The organism is Flammeovirga sp. EKP202 (genome assembly GCF_014534745.1).
Lineage (GTDB): Bacteria > Bacteroidota > Bacteroidia > Cytophagales > Flammeovirgaceae > Flammeovirga.
The window spans coordinates 73,088-93,869 of sequence record NZ_JACVVP010000008.1 but is presented as its reverse complement, the minus strand read 5'-3'; the positions used below and the strand labels follow the sequence as shown (position 1 = coordinate 93,869).

The 20,782-nt window shown below is 35.4% G+C and carries 13 protein-coding genes and 1 pseudogene; 7 read left to right on the top strand and 7 right to left on the bottom strand.

Features of this window, described 5'->3' with window-relative positions; translation table 11 throughout:
• Positions 1–15 precede the first annotated feature (15 nt).
• The 3 genes from IC221_RS06830 to IC221_RS06820 form a co-directional block, all read right to left on the bottom strand.
• The gene (locus IC221_RS06830; protein WP_188168246.1) at positions 16–1,857 is read right to left on the bottom strand and encodes a hypothetical protein; all 1,842 of its coding nucleotides are present in this window, start codon (positions 1,855–1,857) and stop codon (positions 16–18) included.
• Between the two features lie 314 nt (positions 1,858–2,171).
• Positions 2,172–3,380, bottom strand: coding sequence for an NAD(P)-dependent oxidoreductase (locus IC221_RS06825; RefSeq protein WP_188168245.1), 1,209 nt, complete (start codon positions 3,378–3,380; stop codon positions 2,172–2,174).
• A 175-nt stretch (positions 3,381–3,555) separates the two neighbouring features.
• Positions 3,556–4,131 (bottom strand): TerD family protein, encoded by a 576-nt coding sequence (locus tag IC221_RS06820; protein WP_188168244.1) that lies wholly within the window; start codon positions 4,129–4,131, stop codon positions 3,556–3,558.
• Positions 4,132–4,374: 243 nt separating this feature from the next.
• Here IC221_RS06820 and IC221_RS06815 point away from each other — a divergent pair, with 243 nt between their 5' ends.
• From IC221_RS06815 to IC221_RS06785, 7 genes and pseudogenes are all read left to right on the top strand, one after another.
• Entirely contained in the window at positions 4,375–5,499 is a 1,125-nt protein-coding gene (locus tag IC221_RS06815; RefSeq protein ID WP_188168243.1) for an FAD-binding oxidoreductase, read from the top strand.
• Positions 5,500–5,668: 169 nt separating this feature from the next.
• Positions 5,669–6,295, top strand: coding sequence for a cytochrome c (locus IC221_RS06810; RefSeq protein ID WP_188168242.1), 627 nt, complete (start codon positions 5,669–5,671; stop codon positions 6,293–6,295).
• A gap of 244 nt (positions 6,296–6,539) precedes the next feature.
• Positions 6,540–7,007 carry a ribosome maturation factor RimP gene (gene rimP / locus IC221_RS06805; RefSeq protein ID WP_188168241.1) on the top strand — a complete coding sequence of 156 codons (468 nt, stop codon included), beginning with the start codon at positions 6,540–6,542 and terminating at the stop codon, positions 7,005–7,007.
• 44 nt (positions 7,008–7,051) lie between these two features.
• A pseudogene (nusA, locus tag IC221_RS06800) lies at positions 7,052–8,296 on the top strand (transcription termination factor NusA); the annotation flags it as partial.
• 698 nt (positions 8,297–8,994) lie between these two features.
• On the top strand, positions 8,995–12,312 hold the full coding sequence (gene infB, locus IC221_RS06795; RefSeq protein WP_188168239.1) for a translation initiation factor IF-2: 3,318 nt from the start codon (positions 8,995–8,997) through the stop codon (positions 12,310–12,312).
• A 444-nt stretch (positions 12,313–12,756) separates the two neighbouring features.
• Positions 12,757–13,062, top strand: a complete 306-nt coding sequence (locus IC221_RS06790; RefSeq protein ID WP_188168238.1) for a hypothetical protein — start codon at positions 12,757–12,759, stop codon at positions 13,060–13,062.
• Positions 13,063–13,264: 202 nt separating this feature from the next.
• The gene (locus IC221_RS06785) at positions 13,265–13,687 is read left to right on the top strand and encodes a hypothetical protein (protein ID WP_188168237.1); all 423 of its coding nucleotides are present in this window, start codon (positions 13,265–13,267) and stop codon (positions 13,685–13,687) included.
• Between the two features lie 180 nt (positions 13,688–13,867).
• Here IC221_RS06785 and IC221_RS06780 read toward each other — a convergent pair whose 3' ends face one another.
• The 4 genes from IC221_RS06780 to IC221_RS06765 form a co-directional block, all read right to left on the bottom strand.
• Positions 13,868–14,659 (bottom strand): family 16 glycosylhydrolase, encoded by a 792-nt coding sequence (locus IC221_RS06780; RefSeq protein ID WP_223241313.1) that lies wholly within the window; start codon positions 14,657–14,659, stop codon positions 13,868–13,870.
• A gap of 240 nt (positions 14,660–14,899) precedes the next feature.
• Positions 14,900–17,284, bottom strand: a complete 2,385-nt coding sequence (locus tag IC221_RS06775; protein WP_188168235.1) for a glycoside hydrolase family 3 N-terminal domain-containing protein — start codon at positions 17,282–17,284, stop codon at positions 14,900–14,902.
• A 242-nt stretch (positions 17,285–17,526) separates the two neighbouring features.
• Positions 17,527–19,074: a hypothetical protein gene (locus tag IC221_RS06770; RefSeq protein WP_188168234.1), complete on the bottom strand. Its 1,548-nt coding sequence runs from the start codon at positions 19,072–19,074 to the stop codon at positions 17,527–17,529.
• A 22-nt stretch (positions 19,075–19,096) separates the two neighbouring features.
• Positions 19,097–20,770, bottom strand: a complete 1,674-nt coding sequence (locus IC221_RS06765) for a RagB/SusD family nutrient uptake outer membrane protein (protein ID WP_188168233.1) — start codon at positions 20,768–20,770, stop codon at positions 19,097–19,099.
• Positions 20,771–20,782 lie beyond the last annotated feature (12 nt).

Here is a 20,782-nt window from a genome sequence, read left to right as displayed (position 1 = left end):
TTCTTCCCTTATTTTTTAATGTTGCCCTACATAAAACTCGATCGTTTTCATCGATTCATTTCCGAGGTTATCATAAGCAATCACTTTTATTTCATAATGCTGATCTTTTTTCAAATGTTCTTTTTCAGAGATATCTAAATTGGAACCACTTGAATAGAGATTCATAGGACCACCATTGATAGAATACTTAATTTCTTTTGTACCTACATGCGTATCTGTAGCTCCTAAGTATACTTTGGTAAATGCCGGATAAATATCAAATTCTCCATGTTTACCAATTGGTTCAATACTCATGTTGGCGTGTACCTCCGGTCCTTCATTATCCACGAAAAATTTCACCTCATTTTCAGATTCTTCATTATTGACATTATCTATAGCATGGAATGTTAAAGTCTGATCTCCTTCTTCGTTAACGGTAAAAGCTCCACTATAAGTTTTATCAGCTTCTCCATTTACAGCAAAAAAAGTATCTTTCACTTTAGAATGAGAGTCTAACGATGTCAATTTCACTTGTGTCTTTGAGGTAATAAATAACGTATCTCGATGCTCAAATTGCTCTCCAATAAACTCATAAGAAGAGGAAGGAGGCACATTATCCATAAATAATATTTCCGTTCCTTCAATAGTTTTAACGGCTGTCATATTATTGACATTATCTGAAGCCTTATAACTAATATGATGCTCCCCTAACTCATTTTTTAAAGTAAAAGCTGTCCCAGTATAAGGGGTATAATTCGCTCCTCCGTTTGGACTATATAAAACTTGCTTTACTCCTGCTTTATTATCAGAAGACGCTATACTGAAAGTAGTTCTTGGGGAGATATATCGAATATTCTCATTCATATACTGATCTCCAATAATTGCATGTGAGATTTCAGGAGCAATTTTATCAACATAAAAAATCAATGTTTTCTCGACTTCTTCATTATCTACTAAATCAAATCCTTTGTAATGGATTTCATGTTCTCCATCTTTTAGGTCTTTCAAAGCAATGGGCTGATAAGTATATTCTTGGAAAGCACTATTATCATAACTGAACTCAATATGATCTACTCCCGACATTTCATCTTCACTTTGTAACCTCACAGTGGCATAAGGCGAAACTATATTTTCATTATAAACCAAGCCTTTCCAATGAGCCATGGAAGTAGGAGATGTCAAATCAATTTTGAAAGTAGAGGTACGCACCTCCTCAGGATTACCTACATTATCGGCAGAATAGTAGTAAATAATATGTTGTCCTTCTTCTGTCAACGCTACAGAATATTCATATTCGTGAAAGTTCTCACCATCCAATGAATAATAGATATTCTTCACGCCTGAATACGTATCATCAGCTACTAGATGCATCATTAAATTTCTTCCATAAAATGCTTCAACACCATTATCATACAATCGTGTTCCATCAAAAGAAATTTTGGAAACAGGAGCTTTGCTATCTGCGATTACTTCATATTTCACTTCTCTCTTAGGTAAGATATACTCTTTGGTTTCTGGATCCACTGCCCATTTTGAACGAATGTAGTTCGGTCCTTCTGTATCTAAATAAAGTGCTTCATTAGGTTTTACTTCTTCTGACTCATTTAATTGATAATGTTCAGCACTCTCATCTTTAGAAATTGAAAAACTTAAAAATAATGGTAAGGATTTATTGACATAAGTACCTGAATGATCAACATACACACTTTTTTGATGGTCTAATCGTTGGGGTGTTGTATTTGATGCCATCAATTCAGGCGTATCTTCTTCAACTTTAATTTCTTCATTAATATTTAACGAGGTAGGAGTTTGAGGGTATATAAATTGGATTGATAATAACAGTATCAAGATGTAGAGTAAAAGAATCTTATTTTTCATTATTTCGGTAAATTAGGTTTTTGTAATGTTAGTTAATATTACTTAATAAAAAAGCAAAAGGTTACATATAAGACCTTATCCTTAGGATATACTTTACATCTACAAAAACCTAAAACCTATTCTAATGCATTAAAAAATGGCTTTTTTACTCTTAAAAACTCAATTACAAGCAAAAATCTTACATCGATATTTTTTTCATCTTTTTTTACATTTACATAAAAAAATGAGATGATCTTTATAAATCAGACCATCTCATTTTTTCATTATACTAATATAAGTGTGAGCAAATTAGCATACACTATATAGGATATACTCTATTCTTTACCATCTACATAATCTTGTAAATAAGAGAACTTCTCTGTCAACTTTTTATCATGAGTAATTGTTGCACCTGCTACTACCCCTTGTTGAGTTGCAAAAAGATCTTCTAATACATTATCAATCATCTGACGACCAAAAGCTTCAGAAGCATCTCTTGGCAATTCATTTGGTAAATTATCAACTGCCATCACAGTAATATTGTCTAAGCTTGTGAATGCAGCCTCGTCGCTTCCTGTTGATGGGTTATAATCATAAATTGGATCAGCGATCGTAGATGGCCTTTTTGTACTAGGAATTGATCCCTCAATATCACAAGTTACATCTGCAATTACTTCAATTTTAAAATCGTCCTTTTGAGCATCTTCTTTTGTAAATAAAACAGGAGCATCAGGGTGCCAGAAAGCACCTGCAACCAACATATTTGATACAGGAATAAACTCTCCAAAAGTTGATTTATAATCTGATGGGTTGGCGAAGAAATCTTTAATTTCAAAAGCACTTCCATCCTTTTTCTCATGATAATCTTTTGATCTCAACTGTACAAAAACAGGTCCTTCAAAAGATTCATTCAAGTAATCTTGTCTACTTACTTTTTTAACACCTGCTGCCAATAAAGTTTCAACGGCACCATTTGACACACGACCACTTCCCGTTAAGGCAATCTTGAAATCATTCGGTAGTTTTACTTTTTTAGATTCAATCCACATTTCATTCAAATCGTGGCATAAATGCGCAGGTTTAAGATCATAAATATTATGGCGTTTACCATAAGCCAACAAACCATTATAGGCACCAACAAGGCCTGCAAAGCGACCAAATGCGATGACTCTAGATCCATCTTCTCTTACTAAAACCTCATAATCTACAATATCGATATTGTTGTTAAGGATCGCTCTCAACAATTCTCTATTATAAGGTTGCTTTTTGATGGTGTGAGAGAAAAAGAAATATTTTTTATTCGGAACCAATTCTGGAATAGGAACCTCTTTAATACCTAAAAGAATATCGCAGTCGTCTACATTATCTACTACAGCAATTCCCATCTCTTCGTATTCTTGGTCCGTATAGCATCTGATGGGGCTTTTCTGCACGTAAATCTCTACGTCAGGATATTTTTCTAAAACTTCCTCACATTGGGCTGGAGTTAGTGCCACTCTTTTGTCCTCAGGCACTTTTCCTTCTTTAATGATTCCTACTTTCATGCTATTTTTTTAGATCTATGTATTAAATTTTGGCTGTATGTAAATAATTTGTTTCTAAGGGATTATTACAACAAGTACAGAGATGGTCTACACCTCAAATTGTCACTTTGAGTACTTTTGCACTCATTTTTGCGAAGATGAGAAAAAAATTATGATGAACAAAAAGTAAAATGGATTACAATTCAGGAATAAATTTATCGACATACCCCTGCAATCCTATTTTTGTACCATAGCCAGTAGGAACAAAATGCCAGCCATCATCTTCCCTTTTCAACCTTGCAAACTCTACTTCGGTATCATCTCCAAAATCTGCATCGAGGTCATAATGTAATACTTCTACTTGGGTTTCTAAATTTAAAACTCGAATATACGCTTCATCTAAATTACCGAAATTATGCCTTCTACTTTTAGCATCATAAATACTTACAATAAAAACTAACTCCTTAACTACAGGCGAAATATAGGGTAAATTCAATAAAATCTCCTCATCATCACCAAGGCTATCCCCTGTTCTATTATCACCTCTATGCCTTACCATTCCATCAGGTGATTCCAGGTTATTATAAAACACAAAATACTCGTCACTAGGAAGTTTCCCATCCTCTCCTAACATAAATACTGACGCATCTAAATCCAGCTGTCCTCCTTTTCTAACTTCCCAACCTAAACCAATTTTAATTTTACTGAGTTTTTTCTCTGCTACATCTTTCAGGCGAATTCCCTTCCCCTTTTTTACAATTTTTGTTGCCATTTGTTGATTCCTGTTATTTGAAAGTAAGTATAAAGACGAAATTAACTGATTACAAATTCTGATTCCTGTTTTGTGGAGAACTGCACTGTAAATGAAGTTTTTTTAAATAAAAACTAAGGAAAGAGGTTCTCCCTTTTTTGACTTAGCACTTAGTTTTATAATTTGTACATAAGAAATACTTTAAACTTCATACTCGAGAATATTTCAATCAAAATAACCAATTCTCACAAAGACAACAAACACATGATTAGCTATTGGGAAAAAGAAAGTTTTGTAAACTATGACTTTATTGTGGTAGGTAGTGGTATTGTCGGACTAACCGCTGCAATTGAGTACAAAGAAGCACATCCAAAAGAAAAAGTTCTGATTATCGAAAAAGGCATTCTTCCTTCGGGTGCTAGTACAAAAAATGCTGGTATTGCCTGTTTTGGAAGCTTAACCGAAATATGTGATGATTTAGAAAATATACCTTCCTCAAAAGTATTAGAAACGATTGAAAACCGATACAGAGGACTTCAAAAACTCAGAAACAGACTAGGCGATAAAAATTTTGACTTTCAACAATTAGGCGGTTATGAATTGATCACCGATCAACAAAAGGATTACTTAGATAGAACTTCGGAAATCAACAAAATGCTGTATCCGATATTCAATGATAATGTTTTCTCAACTGCTAACGAAAAAATTGGTTCTTTTGGTTTTCGTCATCAAACAGTAAAACACCTGCTTTTTAATCAGTTCGAAGGACAGATTCATACCGGAAAAATGATGAAAGGTTTGATCGATTTAGCGAGATCAATTGATATTGAAATCATTACTGGAACAGAAGTGATCGATTTTATTGATGATGGAGACAGAGTAATTATCAATTGTAAAAACCAATTCCAGAAGGTAGATTTTTATGCTGAAAAAATTTCAATTTGTGTGAATGCCTATGCTAAAAAATTATTACCCCAACTTGAGGTATCGCCAGGAAGAGGACAAGTTTTAATGACCAATCCCATCAAAAACTTACCGATCAAAGGGACATTCCACATGGACAGAGGATATTATTATTTCAGAAATGTTGGAAATAGAATTTTACTTGGAGGTGGTAGAAATTTAGATTACGAAGGGGAAACGACGACAACTATTAAGACTTCTCCTCACATTATTAACCACCTAAAACTGCTTTTAAAGGAAGTTATCTTACCCAATACTCCACATCAAATAAATATGACTTGGGCTGGTATAATGGCCTTTGGAGATCAAAAAGTCCCTATTGTGAAATTACTTTCAGATAGAATTGCCATAGGTGTAAGAATGGGTGGTATGGGAGTTGCGATAGGTTCAGAGGTTGGAAAAGAAATCAACTCTCTTTTAGATTGATTCAAAAACAAAAGGTTTCAATCCCTGTTATTAAAGCATTAAAAATAATGTATTTAAGCAAAACAGTGATATTCGTCATCAAAAATGAAAGCATATTTCAAAAATTAGATGCATATTGCGTCGCATTAAAATTATAGGTTACTAAACTTCAAAAAACATATCATAAATCATGAATTTACTTCTTACGCACAGAATAATCGTATCCCTATTCTTATTAATTTATCTTGTTAAGGCCGTATTGATGTTCTTAGGAAAAGATAAGTTTGAAAAGTTTGCTAAAGCCGTAAAAGTTCCTGAAATGATTATTTCATTCTTATTCTTAGCTACAGGTGGATATTTATTATATGTTATTCCATTATATACTAAGGCTTTAACGATTAAATTTGCTTTAGTTGTCGCTTCTATTCCTTTAGCAGTTATCGCTACCAAAAAATTCAATAAGATTTTGATGGTACTTTCGTTATTCTGTTTAGTCATGGCCTATGGTATGGCTGAAATGCACAGAGCTTCAGCGAAGAAACAATTGACTGGAGGTACAACGACAATTCAAACAGCTGACGGTAATGTTTTATCAGGCAAGGACTTATTCACTAAGAAATGTTCACAATGTCATGGTATTGACGGAGACGCTCAAAGAAGTAATGCTCCAAAATTGTCAGAAAGTAAGCTTAATGATGCTGAAATTGAGCATCTTGTAAGAAATGGAAAAGGAATTATGTTCTCATTTAGTGAAAAAGACATCTCAAATGAGGAGCTTAAGGCCATCACGAAATACGCGAAGTCATTAAGAAAATAGAAATTCTATTGCAATTTAATTTCGATTAAGTATCTTTGTGACAACATCACGAAAAAGCATCTAGAAGGGAGCGAATTTAGCTCCCTTTTTTGTTTGCTTTTTTTTAGATGACCTTTAGAATTTTATTTATATTGAGCTGGATTTTAACGCTTTAGTGAATAGTTAATTCTATATTAAAAAGTTGAAGATTATATTAATATTCTTGAGCTGAACTAAATTTTAAAATTTTATACAGTAAAGTTGTATGGATTTAAGTGGACAAATCAAAGAGATCGTTGAAGCACATTTAGAGGATGATTCTTTATATGTTGTTAAAGTGGAAGTGAAAGCTGGCCGCCGTATGAAAGTTTTAATTATCTTGGACGGCGATGAGGGAGTAACGATTGAAGCTGTAACTAAAATTTCAAGAAGTGTAGGTCATGAAATTGACGAGAGAGATCTCATCAAAGATGAATACAATTTTGAAGTAACATCAGCAGGTGTTGGCGAACCTTTAGAACTGCATAGACAGTACAACAAAAATGTAGGTAGAAAAGTAACAATCACCAGAGGAAACGAAACAAAGTTTACAGGTGAACTAAAAGCTGTTACTGATGAAGAGGTCACTATTGATGCTGAGATTAAAGAAAAAGGAAAAAAGAAAGTTGAAATTAAAGAGATGACCATTCCTTTCAGCGATATCAAAAATACAGTTGTAGAAGTATCATTTTAATAATTAATATCAACCATAATAGAAAAAAATAAACAGTTGCAGATATGAATAGCATGGAACTAATCGAATCGTTTAAGGAGTTTGCCAAAATGAAAGGCATTGACCGTCCTACAATGATCAAAATCTTGGAAGACGTATTCAAAACAATGATTCGTAAGCAATATGGTGATGACGCTACATTTGATGTAATTATCAACGTAGATGCAGGTGATTTGGAAATTTGGCGTTACCGTCAAATCGTTGCTGATGATGCAGACGAATTTGATCCACAAACTCAAATTCACTTGACGGATGCTAAGAAAATCGAGGAAGACTTTGAGGTAGATGAGGAAGTAGCAGAAGCGGTTGAGATTGATTTCTTTGGTAGAAGAATGGTACAAACTGCTCGTCAAACATTAATTCAGAAAGTAAAAGACCTTGAGAAGAAGGTTCTTTTTGATCAATATAAAGAGCGTGTTGGTGAACTAATCATGGGTGAAGTTTACCAAACATTGGGTAGAGAATTAATCATCATTGACCAAGACAACAATGAGCTTTCTTTACCAAGAAACGAGATGATTTCTAAAGATCGTTACAGAAAAGGAGATCACGTTCGTGCAGTAATCGACAGAGTGGAAATGAACAACAACAACCCTAAGATTGTTCTTTCACGTACTTCACCTTTATTCTTACGTCTTTTATTCGAACAAGAAGTTCCTGAAATTTTTGACGGATTGATCGCGATCAGAAACATTGTTCGTGAGCCAGGTGAAAGAGCTAAAGTTTCTGTTGAATCATTTGACGACCGTATTGATCCAGTAGGTGCATGTGTTGGTATGAGAGGTTCTCGTATTCATTCTATCGTACGTGAATTACAAAATGAGAACATTGACGTAATCAACTACACTGACAACTTAGACTTATTGATTAGACGTTCATTAAGCCCTGCACATATCAATACTGTCAAAGTAAACGAGGAAGAGAAGCGTGTTGAGGTAGTTTTACCAAAAGATCAAGTTTCTTTAGCAATTGGTAAAGGTGGTCAAAATATCAAATTAGCTTCAATGTTGGTTGGATATGAGATCGACGTATTTAGAGAATTACAAGAGCACGAAGTAGAAGACTTCGATATTGATTTGATGGAATTCAATGATGTATTTGATGATTGGATGCTTCTTGAACTTAAAAATATTGGATTGGATACTGCCAAAGCGGTATTGGATCATGAAGTGGATGAATTAGTAAGAAGAACTGACTTGGAAGAGGAAATGATTCTTGCGATCATGCATACACTAAGAAAAGAGTTTGAAGATGATCAACAACAACAGGTTCCTCAAAATCAACCAAACAACGAAATGGTAGATGATGAGGATGACTTTGAAGTTGATTACAGTGATGATGTTTTAGACGAAGACATCGCAGAGGTAACAAACACTGCAGTTCAAAACAAAGCAGCTTCAAGTGAAAGCCCAAGTTTAGATGAGTTCAAAAATGACATCGAAGAATGGATCATTGATGAATTCAAAAAAGTAGGTCTTATTACAAAAGAAGACGTAATGTCACTTCCAAAAGAGGCTGTAATTGAAAAAACAGACTTAGAGGAAGAAACTGTTGATGAAGTTATTGCAGCAATTTCTAAATAATTTCAATTCCTATTTTAGGATCTTTGTTTAGAGTATAAAAAGAGGAGCTTAAAATTCTGTAGGCTCCTCTTTGTTATGTCTATTGTTTTTTATCTCTACAAATAATTGTGAACATCACTCTGTTTTTGGGGCTTTTTGGAATGAAATCCAATAATAAGTGCAAAAAGGTAGTACTCACATGCAATTTAATTTAAGATTTAAAAAACAAACTTATATCTTTGCACTTTAGGAGTATTCATGTATTTCGGGTTGTCATTGAAATCACTCCTTTGATTTAAACTTTTAAGTTTAAGGAAATAAAGCTTCGGCTTTAAATTGAATTGCTGTGAAGCAATAATTTGAATTAGTATTACGAAAAGGAATATATGGCAGATCAAAAGATGATCAGAATCGGCCAGGCGGCCAAGAAATTAAACGTTGGGCACTCAACGATAATCGAGCAGCTGAAGAAGAAGAACATTGAAATTGATTCTCCTTCTCCAAATGGGAAGATTACGCTTGAGCAATTTGAAATGCTTAAGAAAATGAATGCAAAGTCAATGCAGGAAAAAGAAGAAGCATCTCAAATTTCTATATCGTCACAGGTAGGAAATACTGTTATTGAGTCTAAAAAGAAAAAAGGACCAAAAACAGAAGAGAAAGAAGACGATCATCTGATCATCAAGAATTCTGCTACATCCGAAAATACGAAAAGTGAGAAAGAAGGTCAACCTAAAAAGGCTGAACCAGAAACATATAGTGGTCGTCCAGGTCTCAAAGTAGTTGGGAAAATTGATCTCAACGAAAACAAAAAGAAAGCTGAGGCACCAAAACCAAAACAAGAAACTCCAAAGCCTGTTCAGAAACAGCAAGAGACTCCTAAAAAGGAAACTCCTGCTCCTGCTCCAAAGGCTGAGGAAAAGAAAGTAGTAGCCAGCACTCCTACTCCTCCAAAAGCTGAAAAGCCTAAAGAAGAGAAAAAGGAAGCAAAACCGGAGGTTAAACAACCCGTGGTGAAAAGCGAGCCTAAACAGGAAGCCTCAAAAGAAGCAAATAAAGCTCCAGAGAAGAAATCTGAGCAACCAACGCAAGAAGTGAAGAAAAAAGAACAAAATCCTACGCAGACTCAAAAGGTTGAGAAAGCGAATACGCCTGCAACGGCAAGCGAAAATCAAGATCAATCATCTGATAGTAAAACTGATTCTACTATCAATGCCAAAGCCGACGAACTAAAAGGACTTACAGTAGTCGGAAAAGTAGATCTTTCATCCTTTGAAAACCGTCGTAAGAAAAAGCCAAAACCAGTTGCTTCGTCTGACGATAAAGGTGCTCCACAGAAAAAGCGTAAAAGAAAACGCGTTCCTGTAGGAAACTCTGAAAACCCACAAGGTAGACAACAAGGTCAAGGCCAAGGTGGTAACAGACAAGGCGGACAAGGTGGCAACAGAAACCAAGGTCAAGGCCAAGGCGGTAACAGACAAGGGGGACAAGGTGGTAACAGAAACCAAGGAGGCCAAGGCGGTAACAGACAAGGCGGACAAGGTGGTAACAGAAACCAAGGAGGCCAAGGCGGTAACAGACAAGGCGGACAAGGTGGTAATAGAAACCAAGGAGGCCAAGGCGGTAACAGACAAGGCGGACAAGGTGGCAACAGAAACCAAGGTCAAGGCCAAGGTGGTAACAAGCCAGGAGAAAAGACATTCCGTAATGCAGATGCTACTTCACAAAGAGGACAAAGCGGAAAAGGAGGAAACAAGAAGAAAAAAGGTAAATTAAGCGAGAAGGACATCCAATCTGGAATGAAGAAAGCTAACCAACAGCTTAATCAGTCTGGATTCAAATCTACTCGTGGTAAACATAAACAAGCCAAAAAGAATAAGCGTGAAGCGGAAAACGAAGCACGTTTACAAAGAGAGGCTGCAGAATCGCATATCATTACAGTTACTGAGTTCATTTCTACAAGTGAGCTAGCGACAATGATGGATATCCCAGTAAGTGATATCATCATGACATGTATGAATAATGGTATGTTCATCTCAATCAACCAACGTCTTGACAAAGAGACCATCGAGTTGATTACTACTGAATATAACTTCGAGGCTAAATTCGCTTCAGCAGAAGAGGAAGTTGATGCTCCTCTTGAAAAAGAAGATAAGCCAGAAGATTTACAAGAAAGAGCGCCAATCGTTACAATCATGGGTCACGTTGACCACGGTAAAACTTCATTACTTGACTACATCCGTGATGCAAACGTAGCTGATGGTGAAGCCGGTGGTATCACACAGCACATTGGTGCATATGATGTGACTACTAAAGCAGGTAAGAAAATCGCCTTCCTTGATACACCAGGTCACGAAGCCTTTACAGCCATGCGTGCTCGTGGTGCTAAAGTTACTGACGTTGCTATTATCGTAGTAGCAGCCGACGATCAGGTGATGCCTCAAACAAAAGAAGCAATCAACCACGCATTGTCAGCTGAAGTGCCGATCGTAATCGCGATCAACAAGGTAGATAAGCCAAATGCGAACGTAGATAATATTAAAACTCAACTTTCAGCATTGAATATCCTTGTTGAAGACTGGGGTGGTAAATACCAAGCTTTCGAAATTTCTGCGAAATTCGGTCAAGGTATTGACGAATTATTAGAAGGTGTACTTCTTGAAGCAGAAGTATTAGAATTAAAAGCTAATCCTAACAAAAACGCAGTAGGTACTGTAGTTGAAGCATCTCTTGATAAAGGACGTGGTTACTTAGCTACAGTTCTAGTTCAAGCAGGTACAATGAAAGTAGGTGATGTAATGCTTGCTGGTGGTTACTATGGTAAAGTGAAAGCAATGCTTGATCATAGAGGTCACAGAGTGAAAGAAGCAGGTCCTTCTACTCCAGTTCAAGTATTAGGTCTTTCAGGAGCTCCTCAAGCAGGTGACAAACTGAATGTACTAGATACAGAACGTGAAGCGAGAGAGATTGCTAACAAGCGTGAGCAATTATCACGTGAGCAAAGTTTAAGAGCTTCTCAACGTCCTAACCTAGATCTATTCAAGCGTCTTGCTCAAGGTGAGTTACAACAATTGAACTTGATCATCAAAGGTGACGTGGATGGTTCAGTGGAAGCATTATCAGATTCATTACTGAAACTTTCTAACGATGAAGTAGAAGTAAGAATTATCCACAAAGGTGTGGGTGCACTTACTGAATCGGATATCCTATTAGCAGCTGCTGACAAGGAGAACCCTACAATGATCATCGGTTTCCAAGTTCGTCCTACGCCAAACGCAAGAAAGCTTGCTGAAAACGAAGGTATCGAAGTTCGTCATTACTCTGTAATCTATAACGCTATCGACGATGTGAAAGCGGCTATGGAAGGTCTTCTTGAGCCAGATATGGAAGAGAAAATCGTGGGTAACGTTGAAGTTCGTGAAGTATTCAAAATCTCTAAAGTGGGTACAGTTGCCGGTTGTTACGTTACAGATGGTTACATCAAGCGTAACTCTAAAATCCGCTTGATCCGTGAAGGTGTTGTAATCTACGGTGGTACTGAAGGTGGAGAAATTGGAGCACTGAAACGTTTCAAAGACGATGTAAACGAAGTGAAATTCGGTTACGAATGTGGTTTAAGTATTGCCAACTACAACGATATCAAAGTGGGTGACGTTGTTGAAGCATTCGAAATCACTGAGACTAAACGTACGTTGAAATCATAGTTTAAGCAATTAAACTTCTAAATATTGAGAGGCTGATTTATTCATTTAAATCAGCCTCTTTCATTTTATTCATTTCCAGTATTCCCTATCCTCTATTTCAAATTCATTAATTCATACTACTTATATATACCTTAGAGTAAAGCTTTCTAGAAAAGCTAATTTCTAAGAAATAGTACACTATTTAATATGAACGATATATAACTATTATAATAACAATCTTACTCCATCAAGTCCATATATTAAACTTAATTATTGATAATAAATAAGTCAAAAGTTGTAAATAACTCATTTCCCTCGTTATGATATTAAATGAAACAAAGTATTTATTGTACTATTCAACGAAATAGATAAAGTGTAATATATTATTTTTTTTAGTCTTAAATACTTGTATAATTTTGATATCAGGAACAAACTTTTTTTTTAAACTATAAATAAATTAAAGCAATGAAAAAATTAATTGCAGCACTATTACTTGGTACATTACTGACTTCATGTTACAACACAAGACTTCTTGTTGGAGATGTAAAAACTTCTAACTTGAAAACTCAAGAGAAAGTATGGACTCACCATGTAATCTTTGGATTAGTTCCATTGAGCAACGCTCGTCAAAACCCTGCTGATCACCTTCCTGAAGGTCAAGAAAACTACGTAGTGAAAACGAGTACTAGCTTTGTAAATGCACTTGTAACAGGTGTTACAGCTGGTATTTATACACCTACTACAACTACTTACTACGTTCCTAAGAAGTAATTAGTACTGAGCTATTACAGCAAAGGGATTGTTATACTATTTAGCTATAACAGTCCCTTTTTTTATTGAATATTACATGAAAAGCCATTAAATAAGGAATTCTCCCAAAAAAAATTAAATTATTAAAACCATCTAATTGAACATACACTTTCCTTATCAAGTACTAACGTACTTAATGTTTCACACCTTATCAAAAAACAATATGGCAAAACCCAACCTACTACTGATCAATAAACTGAGAGAAGCTGCTTCTAATATTGCATCAGGTAAAGATTATAATTGGGGACATGTAGGAAAATGTAATTGTGGGCATTTGGTCCAGGCGATTACTCCTATGAATTCCAAAGATATTTATTCAACTGCTCAAAGGCAAAAACTGGACGAATGGAGTGAATTTGCACATGATTATTGCCCAGCAAGTGGTATGCCAGTAGACAATATGATTGACACACTTCTTGATGCAGGTCTTGAAGTACAAGATATACCACATTTAGAGTACCTTTCAAACACCAAAGTGTTAAGTGCCCTTCCAGGAGGCTTTAGGTATCTTCAAAAAGGAAACAAGGAAGATGCTGTCACTTACATGAAAGCTTGGGCCAGTGTACTCGAGAAAGAGCTAGTGTAAAGGCTTATAAACTACTAACAGGTTCTCAAATTTCATTATGTCCTACTATCATTAGTTTATTTAGAGCTTTGTAAATTAGCTAACATTCAAAATAGTATATAAATAAATGGGTCGAAGTATTTCTACTTCGACCCTAATTTTAATATGACATCTAAACGATTTAAAACAAGTACATCAAGCTTAGTTTTTTGATACTTCTTGTGTCAACACCTCTTTTTTCTGATAAACACGCACATAATCTACGATTAATTGTTGAGGCCATATATTTTCATCAATTCCCTCAATAGCACCCCATGAACCTCCAACCGCTAAGTTCATCAAAATGTAAAAGTGCTCATCAAAAGGCCATTCTTTGTAGGTTTTCTGTTCATTTCTAAAGTGAAAATACTTTTCATTATCTACATAAATAGAATAACCTTCCGGACTCCATTCCAACTTATAATCATGAAATGCTTCTTCAGCATCTGACAGATAAATTCCTACCATTTTTTCAGTTCCCTTTGCATGATTATAAGCTTCTGTATGTGCAGAACCGTAAACAAAGTCCTTTTCATGCCCAACATGCTCCATAATATTAATTGAACCTTTCTTGGGCCAATCACCAAATTTAGAAACAGAGGGCAACATCCAAATTGCCGGCCATGTCCCCTTTCCAGAGGGAAGCTTTGCTCTAATTACAAATTTGCCATACTTCCAATCTCCTTTTCCTTTCGAGCTTAAACGTGCTGAGGTATAATCAAAAGTCTCATTACTAACGGAATCCATATATCCCTCTTTAATAGCAGTTATATACAATTTCCCATCCTTTACAACAGTATTTTCAAGACGACTTGATGTGTAAGATTGTAATTCCTGATTTCCCCACTTTTTTTTATTTCCATCTACCTCATAACTCCATTTCTCAGTATCAGGCAACCCTTCGTATTCAAACTCATCTGACCATACTAATTGATAATCTAATTCGCCTTCCAATTTTGTTGGTTTCTCTTGTTTAACTTCGCACGAAATCAAAAAAGAGAGAAACAATATTGTTAGTATTTTATCACGTTCCCTAGAATTGTTGACGAGTATGCTTGTAAATATGCTATTCATTTTCAAATGTATTAAGAAGAAAGATTTAAGTAATAATGTCAAAAAATTTTTGATTTAATACACAGAATACAAAAAGGGAGTTCAACGAATCAAACTCCCTTCCACCTATTCATCTATTGTCTAATTTTCGAAGTGAATCTTCTCAAATTCAACAGTCTTTGATACGTTTAATGAAACTGATTGATCTCCAATCATGATTTTGAACTCTCCAGCTTCAACAGTCCATTTTAGATTTTCTGCTACAAAAGCTAAATCTTTACCATTTAAAGTAAACTCAATCACTTTTGATTCACCAGGTTTTAAGTTGACTTTCTCAAATCTTCTTAAACGCTTATTGTCTGGCGTGATTGAAGCATAAAGGTCTTTTGTATACAATTGAACTACTTCTTTACCTTCTACATCTCCAGAGTTCTTCACCGTTACTGAAACTTTAAAGTCACCATAAGGAGTGATTTCATTCTTAGAAATCTTAAGATCAGAATAGTCAAAAGTTGTATAACTTAGGCCAAATCCGAATGGATATTGGAAAGGTAATGAAGAGTTATAATCATACATACCTTCCATTTTTTCAGAGGCTTCTGATGGTTTATGATCATAAGTACCTAATGCATTTGGGTACATTGGGTAAGAGTAAGGTAATTTACCACTTGGGTTCACCTCTCCTACTAATACATCTGCTAATGCATCACCACCAAAGTTACCTGGCAAGTAAGTATGTACCACTGCAGTCATTTCCTCTTCAAATTGAGAAATTAAACGTGGACGACCTTCATTTAAAATTAAAACTACTGGTTTCCCTGTTTTTGCAAGTGCCTCCGCTAATTTTCTTTGATTTTGTGAAATGTATAAATCATGTAAATTACCTGGTGTCTCTGTATAGGTATTTTCACCTAAGCATAATAAAATCACGTCAGCTCCTTCTGAAGCTTTTACAGCGGCGTCAATATCAATATTCTTCTCTTCATAATATTGCCCTTCATGATCGTACTCAACACCAGAAGCGAATGTTACATTCTCTTTTCCTAATTTGTTTTGTACAGCCTCAAGAATAGTATTATAGTCTTGAGCAAATTCTTCTACTTTCTCACCCTGCCAAGAGTACGTCCAACCACCGTTCAATGTACGCATAGAGTTCGCATTAGGACCTGCTACAAATACTTTTGATCCTTTTTTCAAAGGAAGAACATTGTCGTTGTTTTTTAATAAAGTAATTGATTCAGAAGCTGCATTATAGGCAATTTGCTCGTGTTCTTTACTTCCGAATTTAGGATAATCACCTTTAGAAGGGTATGGTATTTCGAATAATCCTAACTCCATTTTCACCTTTAAGATTCTACGTACTGCATCATCAATTCTTGACATTGGCACCTCCCCTTCATTGACTAACTCAACAAGCATTTCAGCAAACTTGAAGTTATAAGGAACCATTGACATGTCGATACCCGCATTGATAGATTTCTTAACGGCCTCCTTGTGCGTATCCGCTACTTTATCTCTGTTGTGTAAGTTTTCAATATCTGCCCAGTCAGTCACTACAAGTCCTTTGAACCCTAGCTCTTCTTTCAACAATTTGGTCAAATACTTATAACTTGCGTGAACAGGAGTACCGTTGATGATACCAGAATTGATCATAATTGTATGTGCTCCAGCATCAATTGCAGCCTTATATGACGGTAAATAATGTTCTCTTAATTCAATTTCTGGAAGATAAGAAGGTGTTCTGTCTTTTCCTGAACGCTCACTACCATAACCTAAGAAGTGCTTGATACAAGACGCTACTTTTGTTTTGTCAGATAGGTCGTTATTTTCTCCTTCATAACCATCAACGGCAGCAATACCCATCTGAGAAGTAAGATAAACATCTTCACCGTATGTTTCCCAGATACGTGGCCATGCAGGATTACGTCCCATATCTAATACTGGAGAAAAATCCCAAGGAATAGAACTAGCTCTAGTTTCATAAGCTGTTACTGCAGCACCCTGACGGTTCAATTCCGTATTCCAAGTGGCAGCCATTCCAATTTGTTGAGGGAAAAATGTAGCACCAGCAGTATAAGTGGTACCATGTATTGCATCTACTCCATACAATACTGGGACACCAATTTCTTTCATTGCAACCTTTTGGATCTGAGAAATAACCTCATTCCATTTATCCGTAGTTCTTGCTCTATTATTCGCTGTGTTAAGTACTGAACCAATTTTGTACTTCACGATAGCCTCTTCGAGCAGTTTTTTATCTAGTTTGAGTGGTTCGTCACTTACAAACACATTTTCTCCTTTAGTAATAACATCTAGAGTAATTTGTGTCATCTGTCCGACTTTCTCTTCCAGTGATAGTTGGTGAAGAATCTTTTCTACTTTCTCGTCGATAGTTAGGTTACTATTTACAATCATTTCAATTTCTGCTGTATTCTTTTCAGGAGTTGAAATGTCTGGGGTATTAAAACCATAAAGTACAGCACACAAAGCTAGAGATGCGATCCCCTTCGTCCAATTATATTTCATTTTCTTAAATAAATTTAGATAGTTAAAGTGATAGAATAAGTAATTTTCATTTATAATTTTTAGCTGATCAAAGATAGAATTTTCTTTATTTTCATTATTTAATTTTTCAATTATTAATTAATTCACTAAAAAAACTAAAAAGAAATGTCAATCTAATCACCTCACTAACAATACATTTTGTAGAAGGGAGCCTAAAAAGGCTCCCTGATATTTATTAAGTAACCTAAAGTACTTTTGTTGTATTATTGAAGTATAAAATCTGAAAGGTAGAAAGTACCAGGTCTAGTGTGCCCTTCTCCACCAATTTGAATGATTACTTTATCGTAGAATGTCACTTCAGTTGCCGGTACTGAATAAGATCCATCTTTGTTCGCATCCGTCATTACAGTTGTGAAATCAAAAGTAACTTCTATCCAAGTTCCGATTTCATCTTCACCCAAAGTATACAACGATTCTGCTCTAGATCTCCATGCCTCACCATCAGTACTGTTTTCTAATCTTAAGGCAATTGTTGGAGTCATAGCTACTTCACCTAACCAAGCTGGCGTTTCATCAGCTGAACTAGGAGTTGTAAAATCATTTGAAGCATCAAAGTATACTTTCATTTTGAAGACATTTCTTTCTGAAAGGTCAATTCTATAAGGAAGTTCAGCTTGGTAGTTTTGCCACCATCCTTGATCTCCTGTAGCATTTGTTCTTTCATACTTACCTACTAACCAGCTCGGAGAGTTTTCATTTAATCTGAATTCATAAGACTCTTCAAATACTAATGCAGCATCTGTCTCGAAATTTAATTTATCTGATTTTTGACCAGAGAAATTATCAAATAGATCATGAGCTTCTAACTCTTTTACTGGATCAGTTTCCTCATCGGCATCCGCAATATCTTTCGGGGCAAAAATATAATACCAAGCATTACCGTCTATACCAATTGTTCTTAAGTGCAATTTCTCTTCCGTCAATTCTAAAATTAAGAAACTCTTACTTTCACCAACATACCAACTGAAGAAACCTCCATTTACAATGTTTAAATATCTATCATCTCCATCAGAGGTCATTTCCCATTGCCAATCTTCTGTATTTAAATCAACATCAACTCTTAGACCATCTTCTCCACCATCAATACCTACAGTTCCTCCGTAATTTGAGAAGAATGATTCTTTAGCAGCAGGTAATACATGTGAATCACCATTGTTATTCAATGTATATTTAAATCCATCCATTGAGAATGTTAACTCATCATCATAGTGACCCAAAGTTGGTTTTTGATTCTTTGATGCAGCCCACCATTCTGGGAAGAAGTTTGATGTAGGCCCTAAACCATTATGTCCTACTTCAAACCTTTGGAATTTCCATACTTTACCCTCTAAGTTATCAGGGCCACCTGTTAAGAATCTAAATTCTTCTGTATCTAAAAGAGAAGCATCTGTATTTTCAATTGTAACAACTTCTGATTTCGATGCTTGACCACCCTCAAAGAAAGCCATCAGTGAAATTCTATAATTTCCTGCTTCTGCAAAAGCCACCTCAACAGAATCTCCATTTGCCGAACCAAATGCCTTGTAATAAGTAGAATCATTTTCTACAACCTCTCTTTCATAAGTCCAACTTGACATGAAACTTTCAGAAGTATTTGCTAACTCTAAGATATTAGGCGTTTTTGCTGACTCTTGTATTGTAAAAGTTACTGAACTGGGTGCGATACCACCTAACTCTGCGTCGTCTTTGGTACAGCTTGCCATCCCCATAAGGATGACAAAGCTTAAGAATGAATATATATATTTTTTCATGGTATGATTTCTTTAATTGTGATTATCTATAACCTTCATTTTGTATCAAAGTTGGATGTAAATCCACTTCTACTTGTGGAATTGGTAAGAAACCTCTTTTAGTCTTATCAAAAGTCACATTAAAAGTTTCAGCAGTACCAATATCACCTGTCATATTATTCCCGTTATCATCAACATATATCTCATCTGTATCAGATGGAGGAGTTAGAGTATACCCTGATACATTGATTTCATCTGCCGCTTCATCCAAACCTCTTCTTAACACATCGAAATAACGATGTCCTTCTAATGCTAACTCTACTCTTCTTTCTTGTTGGATATCTTCAAGTGAAATTGATGACTTATTACTCAAACCAGCTCTTTGACGCACACGGTTTAAATACTCTAATGCTTTGCCTGCATTAGTATCTAAATTCAACTCAGCAGCCATCAATAAAACATCTGCAAATCGGATGTAGTGATAATTCTGTCCCCAGTTTAATGGTGTTTCTGATTCTGCTTCATTCCATGCATGGGTAGTATATTTATTCGTATGCATAGAAGTGAAATTGTAATGAGCTTGATAAACTTCACCTTTTGAATCAATCAAATCTTTTGAATAGATAATTGTCGATGCTTTTCTAAGATCTCCATCTTCAAAAGCGCTTTCTAGTTCTCTTGAAGGTGACATGAAGCCCCAACCTGATTTAAGAATATCGCCACTGTGACCACGTGGTCCAGACATTTGACATAAAATAGAACCGTATGAGTAATCACCCCAATCACCTGAACCTGTATTTGCAAAAGCAATTTCGAAGATGGCTTCCTTGTTGTAGTCTCCATTTTCATTGAACAAATCAGCATAGTTTGTTGCTAGTTCTGCACCTGAATTAGTTATAACATCATTTGCAAAATCAACCATATGCGTCTTATTAAGAGAAGTGACTGCACTTTCGCCTTCAACAATTACAACACCGTCTTTTACTGGTAATTCACTCTTTCCGTAATACCCTGTATAAAATAAGAATACTTTTAAAAGCTCAGCTTCTGCTGCATATTTATCTAAACGACCTTCATCACCTTCAGGAGCACTTTCTGCCATTAAGCTTATAGCTTCTGCCATATCTTTAGCAATTTGGGCATACAACTCATCTGGTGTTGCTTGTTGAACCCCTTTCCAAGCGTCCCCAGCTAATGGTTCTGTTATTACAGGAACGTTTTCAAACAATCGAGCTAACTCAAAATAGTAATGCCCTCTTAAGAATAAAGCCTCACCTTTAAAGTTATTTTTTAAATCTTCTTCAGCTGTTGTGAAATCAATTTGATCATAATTAACCAATAAAGTATTTGCTCTTTGAATACCTCCATAACACTTATCCCATGCTGCTTTACCTGCAGCATTGTTAGTTTGAGATCTAAACTTACTTAGATCTTGGAAGTAAGGCATATCTGTTCCTGTTGGATCTCCACCTACATAAGCATCATCCCCCATAGCCATATCAAACATTCTTACTTCATTGGGGTTTGCACCATTATAATCTGAACGAAGCTTTTCATAAATACCTACTAAAGCTTGTTTTGCTTCAACAGACGTTCTAAAGAATGTTTCAGAAGTTTGAGCATCTGTCGGTTTTAATTCTAAGAAGTCTGAACATGAAGTAATTGACATTGTTCCAATAACAATACTTCCTGCAACTAATATATCTTTAATTTTCATTTTGATTTTCTT